The following is a 16,784-nucleotide window of genomic DNA, read 5'->3' as shown; positions in this document are numbered from 1 at the left end:
GCCTCAGCCGCGCCGGCCGTCCATGGCCGCGAAGGCGGCCGCGGCGCCGAACCCCTCCTGGCGGGCCCGCCCGTTGGCGGCCAGGTGCTCGCAGAGGAGCAGCACCGCCTCGGCCTCCTCGGGCGCCCCGGCCGCGGCCGCCAGCGCCTCGGCGTCGCGCGCCACCGGCCCGAGCGCCGCCACCACCCGCGCCTGCAGCGTCAGCACCACGGCCGCGGCCTTCTTGCCGGCCTCCACGCCGGGCTGGTGGTAGGCGTTCACTCCCACCAGCGAGGCGTAGAGCCCCACCGCCCGCTCGAAGAGGGCGATGAGCGCCCCCACGCTGCGCGCGTCCACCCGCGGGATGGTCAGGGTGAGCGACTCGCGCCCGTTCTCGAAGAGGGCGGCGCGGGTGCCCAGCAGGAAGCCGTGCAGGTAGTCGCCCGGGGTCACGCCCGGCTCCACCTCCAGGTGGGCGCCGCCGTCGGCGAGCACCCGCACGAAGGTGGCGAAGAAGTCGTGCCGCCCGTCGCGCAGCTGCTGCACGTAGGCGTGCTGGTCGGTCGAGCCCTTGTTGCCGTAGACCGACAGCCCCTGGTCCACCCGCTCGCCCGAGAGGTCGAGCCGCTTGCCGATGGACTCCATCACCAGCTGCTGCAGGTAGCGCGAGAAGAGCACCAGCCGGTCCTTGTAGGGCAGCACCACCATGGCCTTCTGGCCGGTGCCGCCGCCGGCGTGCAGCCAGGAGAGGGCCAGCAGCGCGGCCGGGTTGCGCAGGATCCCGGTGTCGCGGGTGGCCTCGTCCATGATGGCCGCGCCGGCCAGCAGGCCGTCCACGTCCAGCCCCTGCAGCGCCGCCGGCAGCAGGCCCACCGCCGAGAGCTGGCTGGTGCGGCCGCCGACCCAGTCCCACATCGGGAGGCGCGCCAGCCAGCCCTGCTGCACCGCCACCTGGTCGAGCGCCGAGCCCTGCTGGGTGATGGCCACCGCGTGCCGGGCGAAGTCGAGCCCGGCGGCGCGGTAGAAGGCCTCGACCGCCAGCATGCCGTTGCGGGTCTCCGGCGTGCCGCCGCTCTTGGAGGTGACCACCACCAGCGTCTCGCCGAGGTGGCGCTCCAGGCGGCCGAGGGTGCGGGCGAAGCCGTCCGGGTCGGTGTTGTCGAGGAAGTCGGGGGCCATCAGGTCCCGGCCCGGCTGGCCCAGCGCGTCGGCCACGAACATGGGGCCCAGCGCCGAGCCGCCGATGCCCACCATCAGGAGGTGGTGGAACAGGCCGCCCTCCTGTGGCCGGATCCGGCCCCCGTGCACGTCGCCGGCGAAGTCCTTGACGGCGCGGACGGTGGCCACGATCTCCTGGCGCAGCGCCGGGGTGGGGGCCAGCGCCGGGGCGCGCAGCCAGTAGTGCCCCACCATGCGGTGCTCGTCCGGGTTGGCGATGGCGCCGGCCTCCAGCGCGGCCATGGCCTCCAGCGCCTTCTGCATGGGGCCGGCCTGGGCCCGCAGGAAGGCGTCGTCGAAGCCCATGCGGCTCGGGTCGAGCACCAGCCCGAGCGCGGGCACCTCGCAGCGGAGGCGGCGGTAGCGGTCCCAGCGTTCGCGAGCGGTCATGGGGTGCAGTCTAGCGCCCGCTCCCAGGCCGCGGCGAAGAACCCGTCGGTGCCATGGCGGTGCGGCCAGGCGCGCAGGAAGTGGTCCGGTCCCACCACCTCGGCCGGGGCGTCCGGCGCCACCCGCCGGAAGCCAGGGTGGGCGGCCTCGAAGGCCAGGGCCACGCCCTCGTTCTCCTCCCGGCGGAAGGTGCAGGTGGCGTAGACCAGCCGCCCGCCGGGCCGGAGGTGGGCGGCGGCCTCGTCGAGCAGGGCGCGCTGCAGCGCCGGCAGGGCGCCGAAGGTGGCCGGGTCGAGCCGCCAGCGCAGGTCGGGGCCGCGGCGCAGCGGCCCGAGCTCGGAGCAGGGCGCGTCCACCAGCGCCCGGTCCACCACCAGCCCCGCCGGCGGCGCGGCCCCATCGAGGGTCACCCAGGCCGCCGCCCCGGCCCGCGCGGCCCGCTGGCCCAGCCGGGTGAGCCGGCCGGCGTCGGCGTCGCAGCAGCGGACCCGCCCAGCCGGCCCCACCGCCGCCGCCAGCGCCAGCGCCTTGCCCCCCGCCCCGGCGCAGCGGTCCAGCACCACCTCGCCCGGCCGGGCCCCCAGCGCCGCGGCCAGGAGCTGGCTCCCCTCGTCCTGCACCTCGAACCAGCCGGCCTGGTGGCTGGGGCTGCCGAGCAGGTTGGGGCGCGCGCCCTCGACCACCAGGCAGCCCGCCGCCAGCGCCCCCGGCCGCGTCGCCACCCCCTCGGCCGCCAGGCGGGTCGCCAGCGCGGCCGGCGTGCACGCCAGCGGGTTGGCCCGCAGGAAGATCGGCCCGGGGTGGCAGAGCGACTCGGCCAGGGCGCCGGCCTCCTCGCCGGCGGCCCGTGTCAGCTCGCCGGCCAGCCAGTCGGGCAGCGACCAGCGCTCGGCCAGCGCGGTCGGCGCCGCCACCGCCGGGGGCAGGTCGGCCTCCGCGAGCCCGGTGAGCCAGGCGGCGTCGGACCGGCCGGCCAGGTCGCGCAGCAGGAGCGCCAGCAGGAGGCGCGGCGACTCCCTGGCGCCCTGCAGGTGGTGCCGCAGCCGGCGGCGCCACAGCCCCACCCCGAAGAGCGCCTCGGCCGCGGTGGCCCGGCCGTCGCGGTCGAGCTCCGGGTGGGCCCTGAGGAGGCGGGGCAGCACCCGCTCGGCGGCGGCGCCCGCCAGCACCTCGGCCAGCGGCGCGTCGAGCGCCGGGGCCAGCGGCCGGAGGGCGTGCCAGGGCAGGGCGCCGAGGCGGGTCAGCCGCCGGCCCCGGCCCGGGCCGCCGCCACCGCCCCCGCCACCACCTCCCGCAGCGTGGCGGGCTCGAAGGGCTTGTCCATCCGGGCGTTGGGCACCCGCTCCAGGAAGGTGCGGGCGGTCTCGGTGTAGGCGCCCCCGGAGAGGAAGATCATCCGGTCGGCCATGGCCGGATCGCTGGCGACCAGCCGGGCGTGCAGCTCCATGCCGGTCATGCCCGGCATCATCAGGTCGCACAGCACCACGTCGTAGGGGCCGGCCTGCAGGAGCCGCAGGGCATCGGTGGCGCTGGAAGCCAGCGTGACCTGGTGGGGTGGCGCCAGGATGCGGGTGACCGCCTTGCCGACCAGCGGCTCGTCGTCCACCACCAGGACCCGTCCCACGGCGGGGCCGCCGGCCGGCACGGGCGCGGCCAGCGGCGCCGGCAGGGGGACGGGCGTGGCGGCGGGGCGTGGCGTGGTGCTGGGGCGTGGCGTGGTGGCGGGGACGGCGAAGGGCGCGGCGGCTGGCGCGGAGGGCGCAGCGGCCGGCGCCGTGGCGGGCGCAGCCGGCGGCGTCGACGCCTGGACGGCCTGGGTGGGCGGCAGCAGCACCGTGAAGATGGACCCCTGGCCGGGCTCGCTGCGCACCCGGACCTCTCCGCCCAGGTCGGTGACGATGGCGTGCACGATGGAGAGCCCGAGCCCGATGCCGCTGCCCACCGGCCGGGTGGTGAAGAACGGGTCGAAGATGCGCGGCAGCGCCTCGGCCGGGATGCCGCCGCCGGTGTCGGCGATCTCCACCATCACCCGGCCGTCCTCGGCCAGCGCGGTGCTGGCGTTCACCAGGTTGCGCTCGGGCGCGCCGGGGTTGATGGCCTGGGCCGCGTTCACCAGCAGGTTGAGGAAGGCCTGGCCCAGGCGGTGCTCGCTGCCGAGCACCGGCGGGATGTCGGCCAGCTCCAGCGAGAGGCGGGCCCGCTGCCGGATCTCGTTCTGCGCCATCCCCACCGCGGTCTGCAGCACCCGGCGCACGTCCACCGGCCGGCGGTCGGCCTCGTCGCCGTGGGAGAAGGTCTTGAGGTCGCGGACCACCTGGCGGACCCGCACCGCCCCCTCGCGGGCCTCCACCAGGGCGTGCCGCACCTCGGGCATGTCGGGCTTCTCGCGGGCCAGGTCGGCCAGGGCGAAGTCGAGGTTGGCCAGCACGTAGGCCAGCGGGTTGTTCACCTCGTGCGCCACGCCCGCCGCCAGCGAGCCCACCGAGGCCATGCGGTCGGCCAGCTGCAGCTCCAGCTCCAGGCGCCGCCGCTCGGTGATGTCGCGCACGATGCCCTGCACGAAGCGCTGGCCGCCGAACGGCGCGATGCGGATCGAGACCTCCACCGGGAAGGTGCTGCCGTCCTGGCGACGGTAGCGGGTCTCGAAGACGGCGCCGCCCTGCTCGAGCTGGTCGGCGGTGAGGAGCGGCTGCTCCGCCAGGGTGGTCGGGTCGCGCAGCTCGCGCAGGGTCCGGCCCACCAGCTCCTCGCGCGCGTAGCCGAGCGCCTCGCAGGCCCGGTCGTTGACGTCCACCACCACCTGCTGGCCGTCGGCGAGGATCATCATGTCGTTGGCGTGGCGCGACAGGAGGTCGAGGCGGTCCTGCAGGGCCGCTCGCTCGGCCAGCGCCCGCTCGCGCCGCCGCTCCCAGCGGGCCAGCTGGAGGCGCCACCAGAGCCAGCCCAGGGCCACCACCACCGCCAGGGCCGCGCCCAGCGCCACCCCCAGCGCCACCGCCTGGGTGCGCAGCGGCGACATGGAGGAGGCGAAGTCCTGCTCGGCCACCAGCCGCCAGTCGGTGCCCGGTACCGGGACGGCGGCGGTCAGGACGTCACGGCCGCCGGGCCAGAGCCAGGCGCCGTCGCCGCGCTCGCCCCGCATGGCGCGGGCCAGCGGGTCGTCGCCGGCCAGCGAGAGCGTGGTGAGCGGGGCCGGCAGGCCGGGGCCGCTGCCGCCCAGCACCTCGAGGCGGTCTCCCACGGGGCGCACCAGCAGGGTGCGGGCCCGGTGGCTGGGGATGGGCCAGGCCAGCAGGTCGCCGAAGAGCACCCGCGCCGGGTCGTAGCGGAGGACCAGGACGCCCGCCGCCTCGCCGGGCCGGGCGGGGAGCAAGGTGGCCACGTCGATCCAGGTGGGCGCGCCAGGGGTGGCCCGCTGCGGGTTCGACATGGCGGGCCCGCGCCGCCGCGCCGCCTCGTCGAGCAGCGCCTCGAGCACCGGCCCCTCGAAGTCGGTGGCGGGGCGGCCGACCGCCAGGTGGACGCGGCGTGTCCCGTCGAGCAGGGCGATGGCGGAGAGGTCCTGCCGGCGCTCCAGCACCCCCGCCAGCCGGGCCGGCAGCGAGCGGTGGGCCGCGGCGTCGGCCGGGCCTGCGCCCAGCGCCGCGCCGAGGTCGACCAGGGTGGCCAGCGTGGCGGCGTCGTCCAGGGTCTCCTGCCGCCAGCCGGCCACCTGCCCGGCGCGCATCGAGGCCACCGCCACCAGCTCCTCGTCCTCCTCGGCGCGCAGCTCCCCGACGAAGCGCTCCAGGGCCACCAGGCCGCCCAGGACGAGCGCGGCCGCCAGGGCCACCGACAGCGCCACCGGCGCCAGCCAGGACGGGCGCGGCTCGGCCCCGGCTGGTCCCGGTGTCGGCCTGCGGGAGGCGTCGGGCGTGGGGGCGATGGCCACGGGGCGAGTGTAGCAGGCCGGAGACCCCGGAACGGGCGCTGACGCCCCGCCGGCGGCGCGCTAGACACCAGGGCATGACGACGCTGCTCTACGCCCTGGGTGCGCTGGCGCTCCTGGGCGGGATCGCCGGGGTGGTCCTGCCGGTGCTGCCGGGCTCGCTGCTCCTCTTCGGCGGCGCGCTGCTGGTGGCCTGGGCCGAGGGGTTCACGGTGGTGGGCTGGCCCACCCTGGTGGTGGCGGGGCTGCTCTCGGCCGCCATCTGGGCGGTGGACTGGCTGGCGGCGGCGCTGGGGGCCAAGGCGAGCGGGGCCTCGGGGTGGGCGGTGGCGGGCGCGTCGCTGGGGCTGCTGGTGGGGCTCTTCTTCGGCCCGCTCGGCATCCTGCTCGGTCCGGCGGTGGGGGCGGTGACCCTCGAGTACCTGAAGGACCCCCACTTCGAGCGGGCCCTCAAGGCCGGCGCCGGCACCTTCGTGGGCTTCCTGGTGGGGAGCGTGGTGAAGGTGTCCCTGGCCTTCCTGCTGGTCAGCGCGGTGATCGTGGGGCTGCTGGTGTAGAACCGGCGCCCCGTGCGCCCCCGCCTCCTGCTGGTCTACGCCGCCGTCTGCGCCCTGTGGGGCTCCACCTGGCTGGTGGTGAAGGTGGGCCTGCAGGACCTGCCGCCGCTGCGCTTCGTGGCGCTGCGCATGCTGCTGGCCGCGGCGCTGCTGCTGCCGTTCGCGCTGCGCGGCGGGGTGGCCCGGCTGGCCGGGGCCGAGTGGCGCTGGCTGCTGGGCATCGGCCTCCTGCAGGTGACCATCCCCTACGGCCTGATGTTCTTCGGCCAGACGCTGGTGAGCTCCGGGCTGGCGGCGGTGCTCTTCTCCACCTTCCCGGTCTGGCTGGTGCTGCTCGGCCGGCTGCTCCTGCCGGGCCAGGCGCTCACGGCGCGCACGCTCGGCCTGGCGGCCCTGGGGCTCATGGGCGTGGTGGTGCTGCAGGCCGGCGTCGCCGGTGGCGGCGCCGGCGGCGGCGCGGCGCCCGGCGGGCCGGCGCTGCTGGGGGCGGCCCTCATCACGCTCGGCTCGATCTCCTGCGCGCTGGCCAACGTGCTGGTGCAGCGGCGCCGGCACACCCTCTCGCCGGTGGTGCTCACCTTCGGCCAGGCGGTGGGGGCCGGGCTGGTGCTGCTCCTGGCCTCGGCGGCGCTGGAGCGCGGCCAGGTGGCCACCTTCACCCCCTCGGCGCTGGGGGCGCTGGCCTACCTGGCGCTGGGCGGCACGGTGCTCACCTACCTGGGGTTCTACTGGCTGCTGGCGCGGGTCTCCCTGGTGACCATCGGCACCATCCCGCTGGTGGACACCACGGTGGCGCTGACGCTCGGCACGCTGGTGGCGGGCGAGCCGGTGACGGCGCCGCTGGTGGCCGGCGCCGGGCTGGTGCTGGCCGCGTCGGCGCTCTCCATCGGCGGGGAGCGGCGCTAGGTCCGGCGGGGGGGGGCCGCCCGGCCGGGAGCCACCTGGCACCAAGCTTGCTCTTTCCCGGGGGGAGACCTCGGAGAACCCCACCATGACGCGCCTCCCGCCCTCGCTGTGGCTCATCGCCCTCGCCCTCGCCGTGTCCAGCCTGACGCAGCCGGGCAGCCGGCGCGCCGAGCGGCGCGCCCGCCCGGAGGTGCACCCGTCGGCGGCCCTGGTGGCGCAGGTGCCGGCTGCCCCGGCAGGCCTGACCGCCCGGGTGGCAGCGCCCGGGGGCGATCCCGCCGCCACGGCCGCCACGCCGGCCCTCGTCGCGCAGGAGGCCAGGCCCTCGGCCGAGAAGCCCTGAGCCCCCGCGGGCCCGGGGCCCACCGCGCCACCAGCGCGCTAGCATGCGGGCCATGCCCCCGCGCTTCCTGCCCCGCCGCCCGCTCGGCCGCACCGGCTTCGTGGCCACCGTCCTCGGCCAGGGCGACCTGGCCGACCGGAGCGTCGGACGCCAGCGGTGCGTGGCGGTGCTGCGCCGCGCCCTCGACGCGGGCCTCAACGTGCTCGACACGGCGCCCCAGTACGAGGACGGCTGGTCGGAGGAGCTGGTCGGCGAGGCGCTGCGCGGCCGCCGCGACGGGGTCTTCCTGATCGACAAGGTGGATCACCTCGACCGGCCGGTGGCCCCGCAGCTCGACGGCAGCCTGGAGCGGCTCGGCCTGCCCGCGGTGGACCTGCTGGCCTTCCACGCCGTCTCCACCCAGGCGGCGTGGGCCGGCCTGGCGGCGCCCGGCGGCGGCCTCGACCAGGCGGGCGAGGAGGTGGCGCGCGGCCGGGCCCGCTTCCGCGGCCTCTCCAGCCACCACCCGGACGTGCTGGCCGCCGCGCTCGACGACGGGCGCTGCGACGTCCTCATGTTCCCGGTGGGGCTCTTCGTGGCGCGCCGCTACGTCACCGAGATCCTGCCGCGCGCCCGGGCCGCCGGGGTGGGCACCGTCTGCTTCAAGACCTTCGCCGCCGGCAAGCTGCTGGGCGACACCGAGGGCTACGGGCGCCCGCTGGCGGCGCGGCCGCGCGGCAAGCTCTCCTCCGGCGGGGAGGACGCCGCGGCGCCCGCGCAGCCCCACCTCGACGTGGCCACCTGCCTCCGCTACACGCTGACGCAGGACCCGGACGTCACCCTGCTCGGCCTCTCCTTCGAGAACGAGCAGGACGCCGCCTGGGCCGCCGCCGAGGCCTTCCGACCCATGTCGCCGGAGGAGGAGAAGGACGCCCGCCTCGCCGCCTGGGAGGCGGTGAAGGGCAAGGGCGAGATCTGGTGGAACCCGCCGCCGCAGCTCGGGTGAGCCGGGGCGGCGGCCGGGTCCGAAGGCGGGGCGCGCCCGGAGGCCGCCGCGTGCGCCGCTACGGCGTCGGCGCCGCGGCGCCGGCCGGGGCCAGCACCACGAAGTACTGGTGCTCCAGGAAGGTGGGCTCGGCCACCACCACCAGCCCGGCCGAGGTGGCCGCGGCCAGGAAGTCCTCGCGCGCCACCCGGTGCGCCACCGGCGGACCCACCGGCGTCTCGCGCTTGTGGAAGTCGATGTTGACGATCCGCCCGCCCGGCCTGAGGGCGCCGGCCAGCCGCCACAGGTAGGCCACGCCGTCCGGGAAGTGGTGGAAGGTGTCCACCACCAGCACCAGGTCGCAGCTGCCCGGCGGCAGGAGCGGGTCGTCGGCCAGCCCGAGCACCGGGGTCACGGTGCGCACGCCGGCGGCGGCCAGCCGCTCCTTCAGCTTGCCCAGCAGGGCCGGCTCGACGTCCACCGCGTAGACGCGGCCGGTCGGGCCCAGCGCCGCGGCCAGCCGCAGCGTGAAGTAGCCGGGGCCGGCGCCGACGTCGCAGGCCACCTGCCCGGGGGCCAGGCCCAGCGCCTTCACCACCTCGTCCGGCTTCTGCCAGGCGTCCCGCTTCGCGTCCAGCAGGCCGGCCGCGTAGGCCGTGAGGTCGGCCGGGTTGCCGTGCTGGCCGGCCGCGCCGTGCTTCGCCCCCGCCGGCCTGGCCCCCTGCATGCCGTGGCCGCCCTTCCCCTCCCGCTGCTGGTAGGTGGACAGGGGCTTGGGCGGCGCGGCGCCGGGGGCGGCCGCCGGGGCGGCGGCCAGCAGGAGGGCGAGGGCGAGCGAGGACATGTGGCGGTTACCCCTTCTTGGCGAAGTCCGCCATGAAGGCGGCCAGCTCGTCGAGCCAGGCCGGCTCGACGGCGTTGTAGATCGAGGCGCGGATGCCGCCCACCGAGCGGTGGCCCTTCAGGCCGACCATGCCCTTGGCCTTGGCCTCCTTGACGAAGCGCTCCTCGTCGGCCTCGCTGGGCAGGCGGAAGACCACGTTCATGACCGAGCGGCTCTCACGCTCCACCGGGCACCGGTAGAAGCCGGGGTGGCCGTCGATGGCGCCGTAGAGGACCGCCGCCTTCTTGCGGTTGCGCGCCTCCATGACGTCGAGGCCGCCCAGCCCCTTGAGCCAGGCCAGCACGTTGCGCACCATGTAGATGCCGAAGGTGGGCGGCGTGTTGTAGAGCGACTTGTTCTCGGCGGGGGTGCGGAGCTGGAAGATCTTGGGGATGTCCTTGCGGCCGCCCTCGATGAGCGCCTTGGCCACCACCGCCACCACCACGCCCGACGGGCCGATGTTCTTCTGGGCGCCGGCGTAGATCAGGCCGAACCGCGAGACGTCCACCTTCTTCCAGAGGAAGTCGGAGGACATGTCGGCCACCAGCGGCGCGCCGGTGGACGGGTAGGGGCGGGCCGCGTCCACGTCGAACTGCACGCCGTGGATGGTCTCGTTGGTGGTGACGTGCAGGTAGGCGGCGTCGGCCGCGCCCTTCACCTCACCGGCGGCCGGGGCCCGGACGTAGCTCTTCTCCTTGCCGTCGCCGGTGCCGGTGGTGCAGGCCACCTTGACCGCGCCGCCCAGCATGGCGGTGGCCGCCTTGCCCTCGGAGAGGGCCTTCTCGCCCCAGGCGCCGGTGATGACGTACTCGGCGGTCTGGCCCTTCTGCACCAGGTTCATCGGGAGCTGGGCGAAGAGCTGCGAGGCGCCGCCCTGCAGGAAGAGGACCTCGTGCGTGTCGGGCACGCCCAGGAGCTCCTTGAGGAGCGCGATGGCCTCGTCGTGGACCGCCTCGTACTCCTTGCCGCGGTGGCTGTGCTCCATCACCGACATGCCGGACTTCGCGAAGTCGAGGAACTCGTCGCGGGCGCGCTCGAGCGCGGGGAGGGGCAGGGCGGCCGGGCCGGCGTTGAAGTTCTTCACGCGGTTCATGAGGGCCTCAGGTTCGGGTGGAAGGGGGCGCATTCTCGCAGAATCGGGGGCCCGGCTCCAGGGTGGAACCCGGTCCTGTCCGGAGCCATTCCGCCTGCGCCCAGGCCACTTCGTCGCAGCCCTCCGCGCGCTGGCGGCCTGCACCCGCGCGGAGGCGCAGGTGGGGCTGGCGCGCCTGGTCCGTCCCGCCAGGGCCCTGGTGGTGCAGGCGCACGGTGACGCGCCCTCGCCGCGCCCTGGCCCGGCGACCGCGCCGGCGGTAGCGTGGCCCAAGGAGCGTTCCCACCTCGCGCCGAAGGTCGCCCCCATGACCCCCGCCGTCCGCCCCCGCCGCAGCGCCCTCTACATGCCTGGCCAGAACGCCCGCGCGCTGGAGAAGGCGCGCGGCCTCGACGCCGACGTCCTGCTCCTCGACCTGGAGGACGCGGTGGCCCCGGCCGCCAAGGGCGAGGCGCGCCGGCTGGTGGTGGAGGCGCTGCGGACCGGGGGCTACGGCCACCGCGAGCTGGTGGTGCGGGTGAACGGGCGCGGCACGCCGTGGGAGGTGGACGACCTCGCGGCCGTGGCCACCTCGGGCGCCGACGCCGTCCTCCTGCCCAAGGTGGAGGATCCCGCCGCGGTGCGCGAGGTCGAGGCGGCCCTGGCGCGGCTGGGCGCGCCGCCGTCGCTGCGGCTGTGGGCCATGATCGAGACGCCGCGCGGCGTGCTGCGGGCGGCCGAGGTGGCCGCCGCCACCCCGCGGCTGGCCTGCCTGGTGGCCGGCACCAGCGATCTGGTGAAGGACCTGGGGGCGCGCCACACCGCCGGCCGCGCCGAGGTGCTCACCGCGCTCTCGTTGATCGTGCTCTCGGCGCGGGCCCACGGCCTCGGCTGCCTCGACGGGGTCCACCTCGACCTGACCGACGAGGCCGGCTTCGAGGCCGCCTGCCTGCAGGGGCGCGACCTGGGGTTCGACGGGAAGACCCTCATCCACCCCAAGACCCTGGCGGTGGCCAACCGGACCTTCGGCCCCTCACCCGCCGAGCTCGAGGCGGCCCGCCGCATCATGGTGGCCCACGCCGAGGCGGAGTCCTTCGGGCAGGGCGTGGTGGTGGTGGACGGCCGGCTGGTGGAGGCGCTGCACGTGGACGGGGCGCGCCGGCTGCTGGCGCTGGCCGAGGCGCTGGGGTCGCGGGGTCGGGCTCCAGGCTCGGAGTAGTTGCCGGATGGGCTCCGTTCCCAGCAACTGGAGGATGGTGCCGATGGCGTCGGGCCGCGACCAGACGGCATGGACACGCCTTCCCCCTTTCCCTAGTATCACCGGCCTCATGCGAGGCATCCGAGGGGCCACCCAGGTGGCCGAGAACACCCGGGAGGCGATCGAGGAGGCGGTGGTGGAGCTCTGTGAGGAGCTGACCCGGCGCAACCACCTCGACCCCGAGGAGATCACCTGGGCCATCTTCACCGTCACCCATGACCTCGACGCCGACTTCCCGGCCCGCGGGGCCCGGGTGCAGGGCTGGCACCAGGTGCCCATGATCTGCTCCCAGGAGATCCCGGTGCCGGGCTCCATGCCGCGCATCATCCGGGTGCTGCTCCACTCGGTGGCCCGCGGCGCGCCGCACCACGTCTACCTGCGCGGCGCCCAGGCGCTCCGCCCCGACCTGCACCACGGGGTGCCCTTCCAGCAGCCGAAGGCCCGGGGCGCCACCAGGGCCGCCGCGGCCGTCCGGGCCGCGCCGAGGGCCAAGGTGCCGCCGAAGGCCAAGGCGCAGACGAAGGCCAGGACTCCCGCGCAGACCAAGCCTCCGACGAAGACCCGCGCCCCGGCGCCGCCCACGGCACGCCCGGCCGGCCGCGCCCGCAGGGCCGGGAAGTGACCGGCCTGCCGCGCCGGCTCGGCCTGGTGGGGCTCGGCCTGATGGGCGGGGCGCTGGCCCGCGCCGTGCGCGCCGCCGACCCGTCCGTCCGCCTCGTGGCGGTGGAGCCCGCCGAGGCCGCCCGCGCCGCGGCCCTGGCCGAGGGGGTGGTCGACGAGGCCCACGCCGCCCCCGGGCCGGCCCTGGGCGCCTGCGACCTCGCGGTGCTCTGCACCCCGGTGGCGGCCATCGAGGCGCTGCTCGGGCCGGTGTCCCAGCTCCTGCCGGACGGCGCGGTCCTCACCGACGTGGGCGGCGCCAAGGAGGCCATCGTGGCCCTGGCCCGCACCCAGGTCCGCCCCGGCGTCCACTTCGTCGGGGCCCACCCCATGTTCGGCGGCCACGGCGGCTTCGCCGGCTCGGCCGCGGCGGCCGGCCGCTGGCGCGGCGGGCGGGTGGCGCTGGTCACCGACGGCGACCCGGCGGCGGTGGAGCGGGTGGCCGCGCTGCACCTGGCGCTCGGCGCCACCGTGATCCGCTGCAGCGCCGCCGAGCACGACGCCGCGGTGGCCATGGTCTCGCACCTGCCCTACCTGGTGGCCAGCGCCCTGGCGGCCGCGGCTGAGGAGGCCGGCCCGCTGGCCCGCGCGCTGGCCGGCCAGGGGCTCAAGGACACCACCCGCCTGGCCGAGTTCCCCTTCGACATCCAGGGCGAGGTCTCCCGCCGCAACGCCCGCCTGCCCGAGGCGGCCGAGCGGCTGCAGCGCCACCTCACCGCCATCCTCTCCGCCATCGCCACCTCCCCCGAGGCGGCGCGCACGGCGCTCGAGCAGGCGCGCCACGCGCGCGAGGAGCTCTTCTGACCGCGCCACGCCACGGCCCGCTCGACGGACCGCTCACCTGCCACCGCACCGGGCCGCTCCAGGGCGACCTCACGGTGCCCGGCGACAAGTCCATCTCCCACCGCGCCATCCTGTTCGGCGCGCTGGCCGAGGGCGAGACCCGCGTCACCGGCATCCTCGACGCCGAGGACGTCCACTCCACCCGCAAGGCCGTGACCAGGCTCGGCGCCACCGTCCGCGAGGAGGGGGCCGAGGTGATCGTCACCCCGGCCGCCACGCTGGTGGAGCCGGACGACGTCATCGACTGCGGCAACTCCGGCACCTCGCTCAGGCTGCTGGCCGGCGTCCTGGCCGGCCTGCCCGGGCTGTCGGTCCTGACCGGCGACGCCTCGCTGCGCCGCCGGCCGGTGCGCCGGGTGGTCGAGCCCCTGCGCCGCATGGGCGCGGACCTGACGGCCCGCGACGGCGACCGGGTGCCGCCGCTGGTCATCCGCGGGCGGCAGCTCACCGGCACCCACCACGACCTCAAGGTGGCCAGCGCCCAGGTGAAGAGCGCCATCCTGCTGGCCGGCCTGTCGGCCCAGGGCGAGACCAGCGTCACCGAGCCGGAGCGCTCGCGCGACCACACCGAGCGGCTGCTGCGCGGCATGGGCGTGCCGCTCACGGTGGACGGCCTGACCGTGACGGTGCGCCCGGCGCGCCCGCGCGGCACCCGGGTGGACGTGCCGGGCGACATCTCCTCGGCCGCCTTCTTCCTGTGCGCCGCCGCCGGCCTGCCCGGCTCGGCGGTGACGGTGCGGAACATGGGCACCAACCCCACCCGCACCGGCCTGCTCGACGTGCTGCGCGCCATGGGGGCCGACCTCACCGTGGCCAACGAGCGCGAGGTGGCCGGCGAGCCGCGCGCCGACGTGACGGTGCGGGCCGCGCCGCTGCGCGCCACCGAGATCGGCGGGCCGCTCATCCCCCGGCTCATCGACGAGCTGCCGGTGCTGATGGTGCTGGCCACCCAGGCCAGCGGGCGCACCGTCATCCGCGACGCCAGGGAGCTCCGGGTCAAGGAGTCGGACCGCCTGGCCGCCATGGGCGAGACCCTGGCCGCGGCCGGCGCCAGGCTGGAGCTCTTCGAGGACGGCTGCGCCATCGAGGGGCCGACCCGGCTCGGGCCGGTGACGGTGAAGACCCGGCTCGACCACCGCATCGCCATGTCGATGGCGGTGGCCCAGCTCTTCGCCGGCGCGCCGGTGGTGCTCGACGAGGTGGCCTGCGTGGCCACCAGCTTCCCCTCCTTCTTCTCGCTGCTGGACGGGCTGTGCCAGGCGCGCCGGTGACCCAAAGGGTGATCGGCGGCCGGACCGCGCTCTACGGCCTGGTGGGCTGGCCGGTGGGGCACAGCCTCTCGCCGCTCATGCAGAACGCCGCCTTCGCCGCCCTGGAGTTGGACGCCGTCTACCTGGCGCTGCCGCTGGCGCCCGAGCGGCTCCTCGAGGGGCTGGGCGGGGCCCACGCGCTCGGCTTCCGCGGGCTCAACGTCACCATCCCGCACAAGGAGGGGGCGGCCGCCGCCTGCGTCCGGCTCGACGAGGTGGCCGCCGCGGTGGGCGCCGCCAACGTGCTGCGCCACGCGCCCGACGGGTGGGAGGGCCACAACACCGACGCCACCGCCCTGCTGGAGCTGCTGCGCGAGGCCGGCGTGGCGCCGGGCGCCCGGGTGCTGCTGGTGGGGGCCGGCGGCGCCGCGCGGGCCGGCGCCTGGGCGGCGCTCCGGCTGGCCGGCGGGGTGCGGGTGGTGGCGCGCCGGGCCGAGCAGGCGGCGCGGCTGTGCCAGGCCCTGGCCCCCTCGGCCTCGCCGGGCGGCGCCGGCGCCGTGCCGGTGGCCTGGGAGGCGCTGGCCGCCGAGGCCGCCGCCGCCGACGTGATCCTGAACGGCACCAGCGTGGGGCTGGCCGGCCACGACGACCGGCTGCCCGGGGTGACCTTCCGGGCCGGCCAGGTGGCCCTCGACATGGTCTACGGCGACACCACCTTCACCCGCGAGGCCGGCGCCGCCGGCGCGCGCGTGGTCCCGGGCGAGGCCCTGCTGGCCCGCCAGGGCGCCCACGCCTTCACCCGCTGGACCGGCCGGCCCGCGCCGGAGGCGATCATGATCGCCGCGCTGCAGCGGGCCAGGGAGCAGGCCCCCCGATGACCCTCCGCTACCTCACCGCCGGCGAGTCCCACGGCCCCGGCCTGTGCGCCATCGCCGAGGGCTTCCCGGCCGGGCTCACCATCGATCTCGCCCGCGTCGACGCCGACCTGGTGCGCCGCCAGAAGGGCTACGGCCGCGGCGGCCGGATGAAGATCGAGCAGGACTCGGCGCAGTTCGTGGCCGGGCTGCGCGGCGGCCTGACCACCGGCGCGCCCATCGCGCTGGTCATCTGGAACCGCGACCACGAGAACTGGAAGGACCTGGTCTCGCCGCAGCGGCGCGGCGGCAAGAAGTTCACCCAGGTGCGCCCCGGCCACGCCGACCTGGCCGGCTCGCTCAAGTACGGCTTCGACGACGCGCGCGACGCGCTGGAGCGGGCCAGCGCCCGCAACACCGCCACCCTGGTGGCGCTCGGCTCGCTGGCCCGGCAGCTCCTCGAGGCGGTGGGCGTCACGGTCTCCTCCCGGGTGGTGGCCATCGGCGAGGCCCGCCACGAGGTGGGCGCGCCGCCCAGCGCCGCGCAGCGGGCCGCCATCGAGGCCTCCGAGTTCCACGTGGACACGCCCGCGGCCGAGGTGGCCCTGAAGGCCGTGGTGGACCGCGAGAAGGCGCGGGGCGGCTCGGTGGGCGGGCTGGTGGAGGTGTGGGCCGAGGGGCTGCCCATCGGCGTGGGCACCTACGTGCACCCGGATCGCCGGCTCGACGCCCGGCTGGCCGCCGCGGTCATGGGCGTGCAGGCCATGAAGGCGGTGGAGGTGGGCGACGGCACCCGGGTGGACTGGCCGGGCGACCAGGTGCACGACGCCATCTTCCACTCGAAGGAGCGCGGCTTCTGGCGCGAGACCAACCGGGCCGGCGGGCTGGAGGGCGGCATGACCAACGGCAGCCCGGTGCGGGTGCGGGCCTACATGAAGCCCATCCCCACCATGCTGACGCCGCTGCCGTCGGTGGACCTGCTCACCCGCCAGCCGGTGCAGGCCCGCTACGAGCGCAGCGACGTCTGCGCCGTGCCGGCCGCGGCGGTGGTGGTGGAGGCGGTGGTGGCCTGGGAGCTGGCGTCGGCGCTGCTGGAGAAGTTCGGCGGCGACACGCTGGGGGACCTGCGCGCCGCCCTGGACGCGTATGCCGCTCGGATCCGCTGAGCCGCTGGCCCTGGCCGGCATGATGGGCGCCGGCAAGTCGTCGGTGGCGGCGCTGCTCGGCAAGGCCCTGGGCCGCAGCGTCTTCTCCACCGACGCCTTCCTGGTGGCCCGCTTCCAGAAGCCCATCCCGGCCATCTTCGCCGAGGACGGCGAGCTGGCCTTCCGGCGGGCCGAGCGCGAGCTGGTGACGGCGCTCTCCGGGCCGCTGGTGGTGGACCTGGGCGGCGGCGCCTTCTGCGACCCGGCCGCCTCGGCGCACCTGCTGGCCCACGGCCGGGTGGTCTTCCTGGACGTCTCGGCCGCCGAGGCGGCCAGGCGCCTCGGGGCCGGGGGCGGCCGTCCGCTGGCCGCCAGCTGGGAGGCGCTGCACGCGGCCCGGCTGCCCCTCTACCGCAAGGCCCACCTCACCGTGCCGGTCGACGGCCGCACCGCCGACGAGGTGGCCCGCGCCATCCTCGGGGCGCTGTGAGGCGCCCCCCGCCGGCGCCCCGCCGGACCCCCGCCGCCCCGCGC

General features: G+C 76.9%; 16 protein-coding genes. 11 read left to right on the top strand and 5 right to left on the bottom strand.

What is annotated here, in order from left to right; translation table 11 throughout:
* Nucleotides 1-3: 3 nt before the first annotated feature.
* The 3 genes from IPO09_14720 to IPO09_14710 are packed head-to-tail and all read right to left on the bottom strand — an operon-like array spanning nt 4 to nt 5,518.
* Nucleotides 4-1,587: a glucose-6-phosphate isomerase gene (locus IPO09_14720; GenBank protein ID MBK9518573.1), complete on the bottom strand. Its 1,584-nt coding sequence runs from the start codon at nt 1,585-1,587 to the stop codon at nt 4-6.
* A complete protein-coding gene (locus tag IPO09_14715) occupies nt 1,584-2,813 on the bottom strand; it encodes an RsmB/NOP family class I SAM-dependent RNA methyltransferase (protein ID MBK9518572.1) in 1,230 nt (409 codons plus the stop codon). Before IPO09_14715 ends, IPO09_14720 begins: the two co-directional genes overlap by 4 nt.
* Before the next feature lie 14 nt (nt 2,814-2,827).
* Nucleotides 2,828-5,518, bottom strand: coding sequence for a PAS domain S-box protein (locus IPO09_14710; GenBank protein MBK9518571.1), 2,691 nt, complete (start codon nt 5,516-5,518; stop codon nt 2,828-2,830).
* A 74-nt stretch (nt 5,519-5,592) separates the two neighbouring features.
* Here IPO09_14710 and IPO09_14705 point away from each other — a divergent pair, with 74 nt between their 5' ends.
* From IPO09_14705 to IPO09_14690, 4 genes are all read left to right on the top strand, one after another.
* Nucleotides 5,593-6,072, top strand: coding sequence for a DUF456 domain-containing protein (locus IPO09_14705; GenBank protein MBK9518570.1), 480 nt, complete (start codon nt 5,593-5,595; stop codon nt 6,070-6,072).
* 12 nt (nt 6,073-6,084) lie between these two features.
* Nucleotides 6,085-6,978, top strand: coding sequence for a DMT family transporter (locus IPO09_14700; GenBank protein MBK9518569.1), 894 nt, complete (start codon nt 6,085-6,087; stop codon nt 6,976-6,978).
* 85 nt (nt 6,979-7,063) lie between these two features.
* Nucleotides 7,064-7,321 carry a hypothetical protein gene (locus IPO09_14695; GenBank protein MBK9518568.1) on the top strand — a complete coding sequence of 86 codons (258 nt, stop codon included), beginning with the start codon at nt 7,064-7,066 and terminating at the stop codon, nt 7,319-7,321.
* A 43-nt stretch (nt 7,322-7,364) separates the two neighbouring features.
* The gene (locus IPO09_14690) at nt 7,365-8,306 is read left to right on the top strand and encodes an aldo/keto reductase (GenBank protein MBK9518567.1); all 942 of its coding nucleotides are present in this window, start codon (nt 7,365-7,367) and stop codon (nt 8,304-8,306) included.
* 58 nt (nt 8,307-8,364) lie between these two features.
* On the opposite strand, the gene IPO09_14685 is transcribed toward IPO09_14690, so the two are convergent.
* Both IPO09_14685 and serC read right to left on the bottom strand, forming a co-directional pair.
* Nucleotides 8,365-9,129, bottom strand: a complete 765-nt coding sequence (locus IPO09_14685; GenBank protein ID MBK9518566.1) for a class I SAM-dependent methyltransferase — start codon at nt 9,127-9,129, stop codon at nt 8,365-8,367.
* 7 nt (nt 9,130-9,136) lie between these two features.
* Nucleotides 9,137-10,261 (bottom strand): 3-phosphoserine/phosphohydroxythreonine transaminase, encoded by a 1,125-nt coding sequence (gene serC, locus IPO09_14680; protein MBK9518565.1) that lies wholly within the window; start codon nt 10,259-10,261, stop codon nt 9,137-9,139.
* Between the two features lie 307 nt (nt 10,262-10,568).
* Between serC and IPO09_14675 the strand changes: the two genes are divergently transcribed.
* The 7 genes from IPO09_14675 (at nt 10,569) to IPO09_14645 (ending at nt 16,740) form a co-directional block, all read left to right on the top strand.
* A complete protein-coding gene (locus tag IPO09_14675; GenBank protein MBK9518564.1) occupies nt 10,569-11,459 on the top strand; it encodes a CoA ester lyase in 891 nt (296 codons plus the stop codon).
* Nucleotides 11,460-11,568: 109 nt separating this feature from the next.
* Nucleotides 11,569-12,120, top strand: coding sequence for a chorismate mutase (aroH, locus tag IPO09_14670; GenBank protein MBK9518563.1), 552 nt, complete (start codon nt 11,569-11,571; stop codon nt 12,118-12,120).
* Between the two features lie 41 nt (nt 12,121-12,161).
* The gene (locus tag IPO09_14665) at nt 12,162-12,962 is read left to right on the top strand and encodes a prephenate dehydrogenase (protein MBK9518562.1); all 801 of its coding nucleotides are present in this window, start codon (nt 12,162-12,164) and stop codon (nt 12,960-12,962) included.
* Complete coding sequence (gene aroA / locus IPO09_14660) at nt 12,959-14,272, top strand: 3-phosphoshikimate 1-carboxyvinyltransferase (protein ID MBK9518561.1); 1,314 nt, start codon at nt 12,959-12,961, stop codon at nt 14,270-14,272. The genes IPO09_14665 and aroA overlap by 4 nt, the downstream gene beginning before the upstream one ends.
* Before the next feature lie 8 nt (nt 14,273-14,280).
* Nucleotides 14,281-15,129, top strand: coding sequence for a shikimate dehydrogenase (NADP+) (locus IPO09_14655; protein MBK9518560.1), 849 nt, complete (start codon nt 14,281-14,283; stop codon nt 15,127-15,129).
* A complete protein-coding gene (gene aroC / locus IPO09_14650; protein ID MBK9518559.1) occupies nt 15,126-16,271 on the top strand; it encodes a chorismate synthase in 1,146 nt (381 codons plus the stop codon). The genes IPO09_14655 and aroC overlap by 4 nt, the downstream gene beginning before the upstream one ends.
* Entirely contained in the window at nt 16,252-16,740 is a 489-nt protein-coding gene (locus IPO09_14645; protein MBK9518558.1) for a shikimate kinase, read from the top strand. Before aroC ends, IPO09_14645 begins: the two co-directional genes overlap by 20 nt.
* The last annotated feature ends 44 nt before the right edge of the window (nt 16,741-16,784 follow it).

This window comes from Anaeromyxobacter sp. (assembly GCA_016718565.1).
Lineage (GTDB): Bacteria > Myxococcota > Myxococcia > Myxococcales > Anaeromyxobacteraceae > JADKCZ01.
Note: the sequence above shows the minus strand (reverse complement) of the source record. Positions and strands in the feature narration are given on the sequence as shown.

Excerpts from the sequence above, each read along its gene's own strand:
- IPO09_14690 (MBK9518567.1), top strand. The coding sequence starts at position 7,365 with ATGCGGGCCATGCCCCCGCGCTTCCTGCCCCGCCGCCCGCTCGGCCGC.
- IPO09_14705 (MBK9518570.1), top strand. The coding sequence starts at position 5,593 with ATGACGACGCTGCTCTACGCCCTGGGTGCGCTGGCGCTCCTGGGCGGG.
- aroC (MBK9518559.1), top strand. The coding sequence starts at position 15,126 with ATGACCCTCCGCTACCTCACCGCCGGCGAGTCCCACGGCCCCGGCCTG.
- aroH (MBK9518563.1), top strand. The coding sequence starts at position 11,569 with ATGCGAGGCATCCGAGGGGCCACCCAGGTGGCCGAGAACACCCGGGAG.
- IPO09_14645 (MBK9518558.1), top strand. The coding sequence starts at position 16,252 with ATGCCGCTCGGATCCGCTGAGCCGCTGGCCCTGGCCGGCATGATGGGC.
- IPO09_14720 (MBK9518573.1), bottom strand. The coding sequence starts at position 1,587 with ATGACCGCTCGCGAACGCTGGGACCGCTACCGCCGCCTCCGCTGCGAG.
- IPO09_14695 (MBK9518568.1), top strand. The coding sequence starts at position 7,064 with ATGACGCGCCTCCCGCCCTCGCTGTGGCTCATCGCCCTCGCCCTCGCC.
- IPO09_14665 (MBK9518562.1), top strand. The coding sequence starts at position 12,162 with ATGGGCGGGGCGCTGGCCCGCGCCGTGCGCGCCGCCGACCCGTCCGTC.
- IPO09_14675 (MBK9518564.1), top strand. The coding sequence starts at position 10,569 with ATGACCCCCGCCGTCCGCCCCCGCCGCAGCGCCCTCTACATGCCTGGC.
- serC (MBK9518565.1), bottom strand. The coding sequence starts at position 10,261 with ATGAACCGCGTGAAGAACTTCAACGCCGGCCCGGCCGCCCTGCCCCTC.
- IPO09_14685 (MBK9518566.1), bottom strand. The coding sequence starts at position 9,129 with ATGTCCTCGCTCGCCCTCGCCCTCCTGCTGGCCGCCGCCCCGGCGGCC.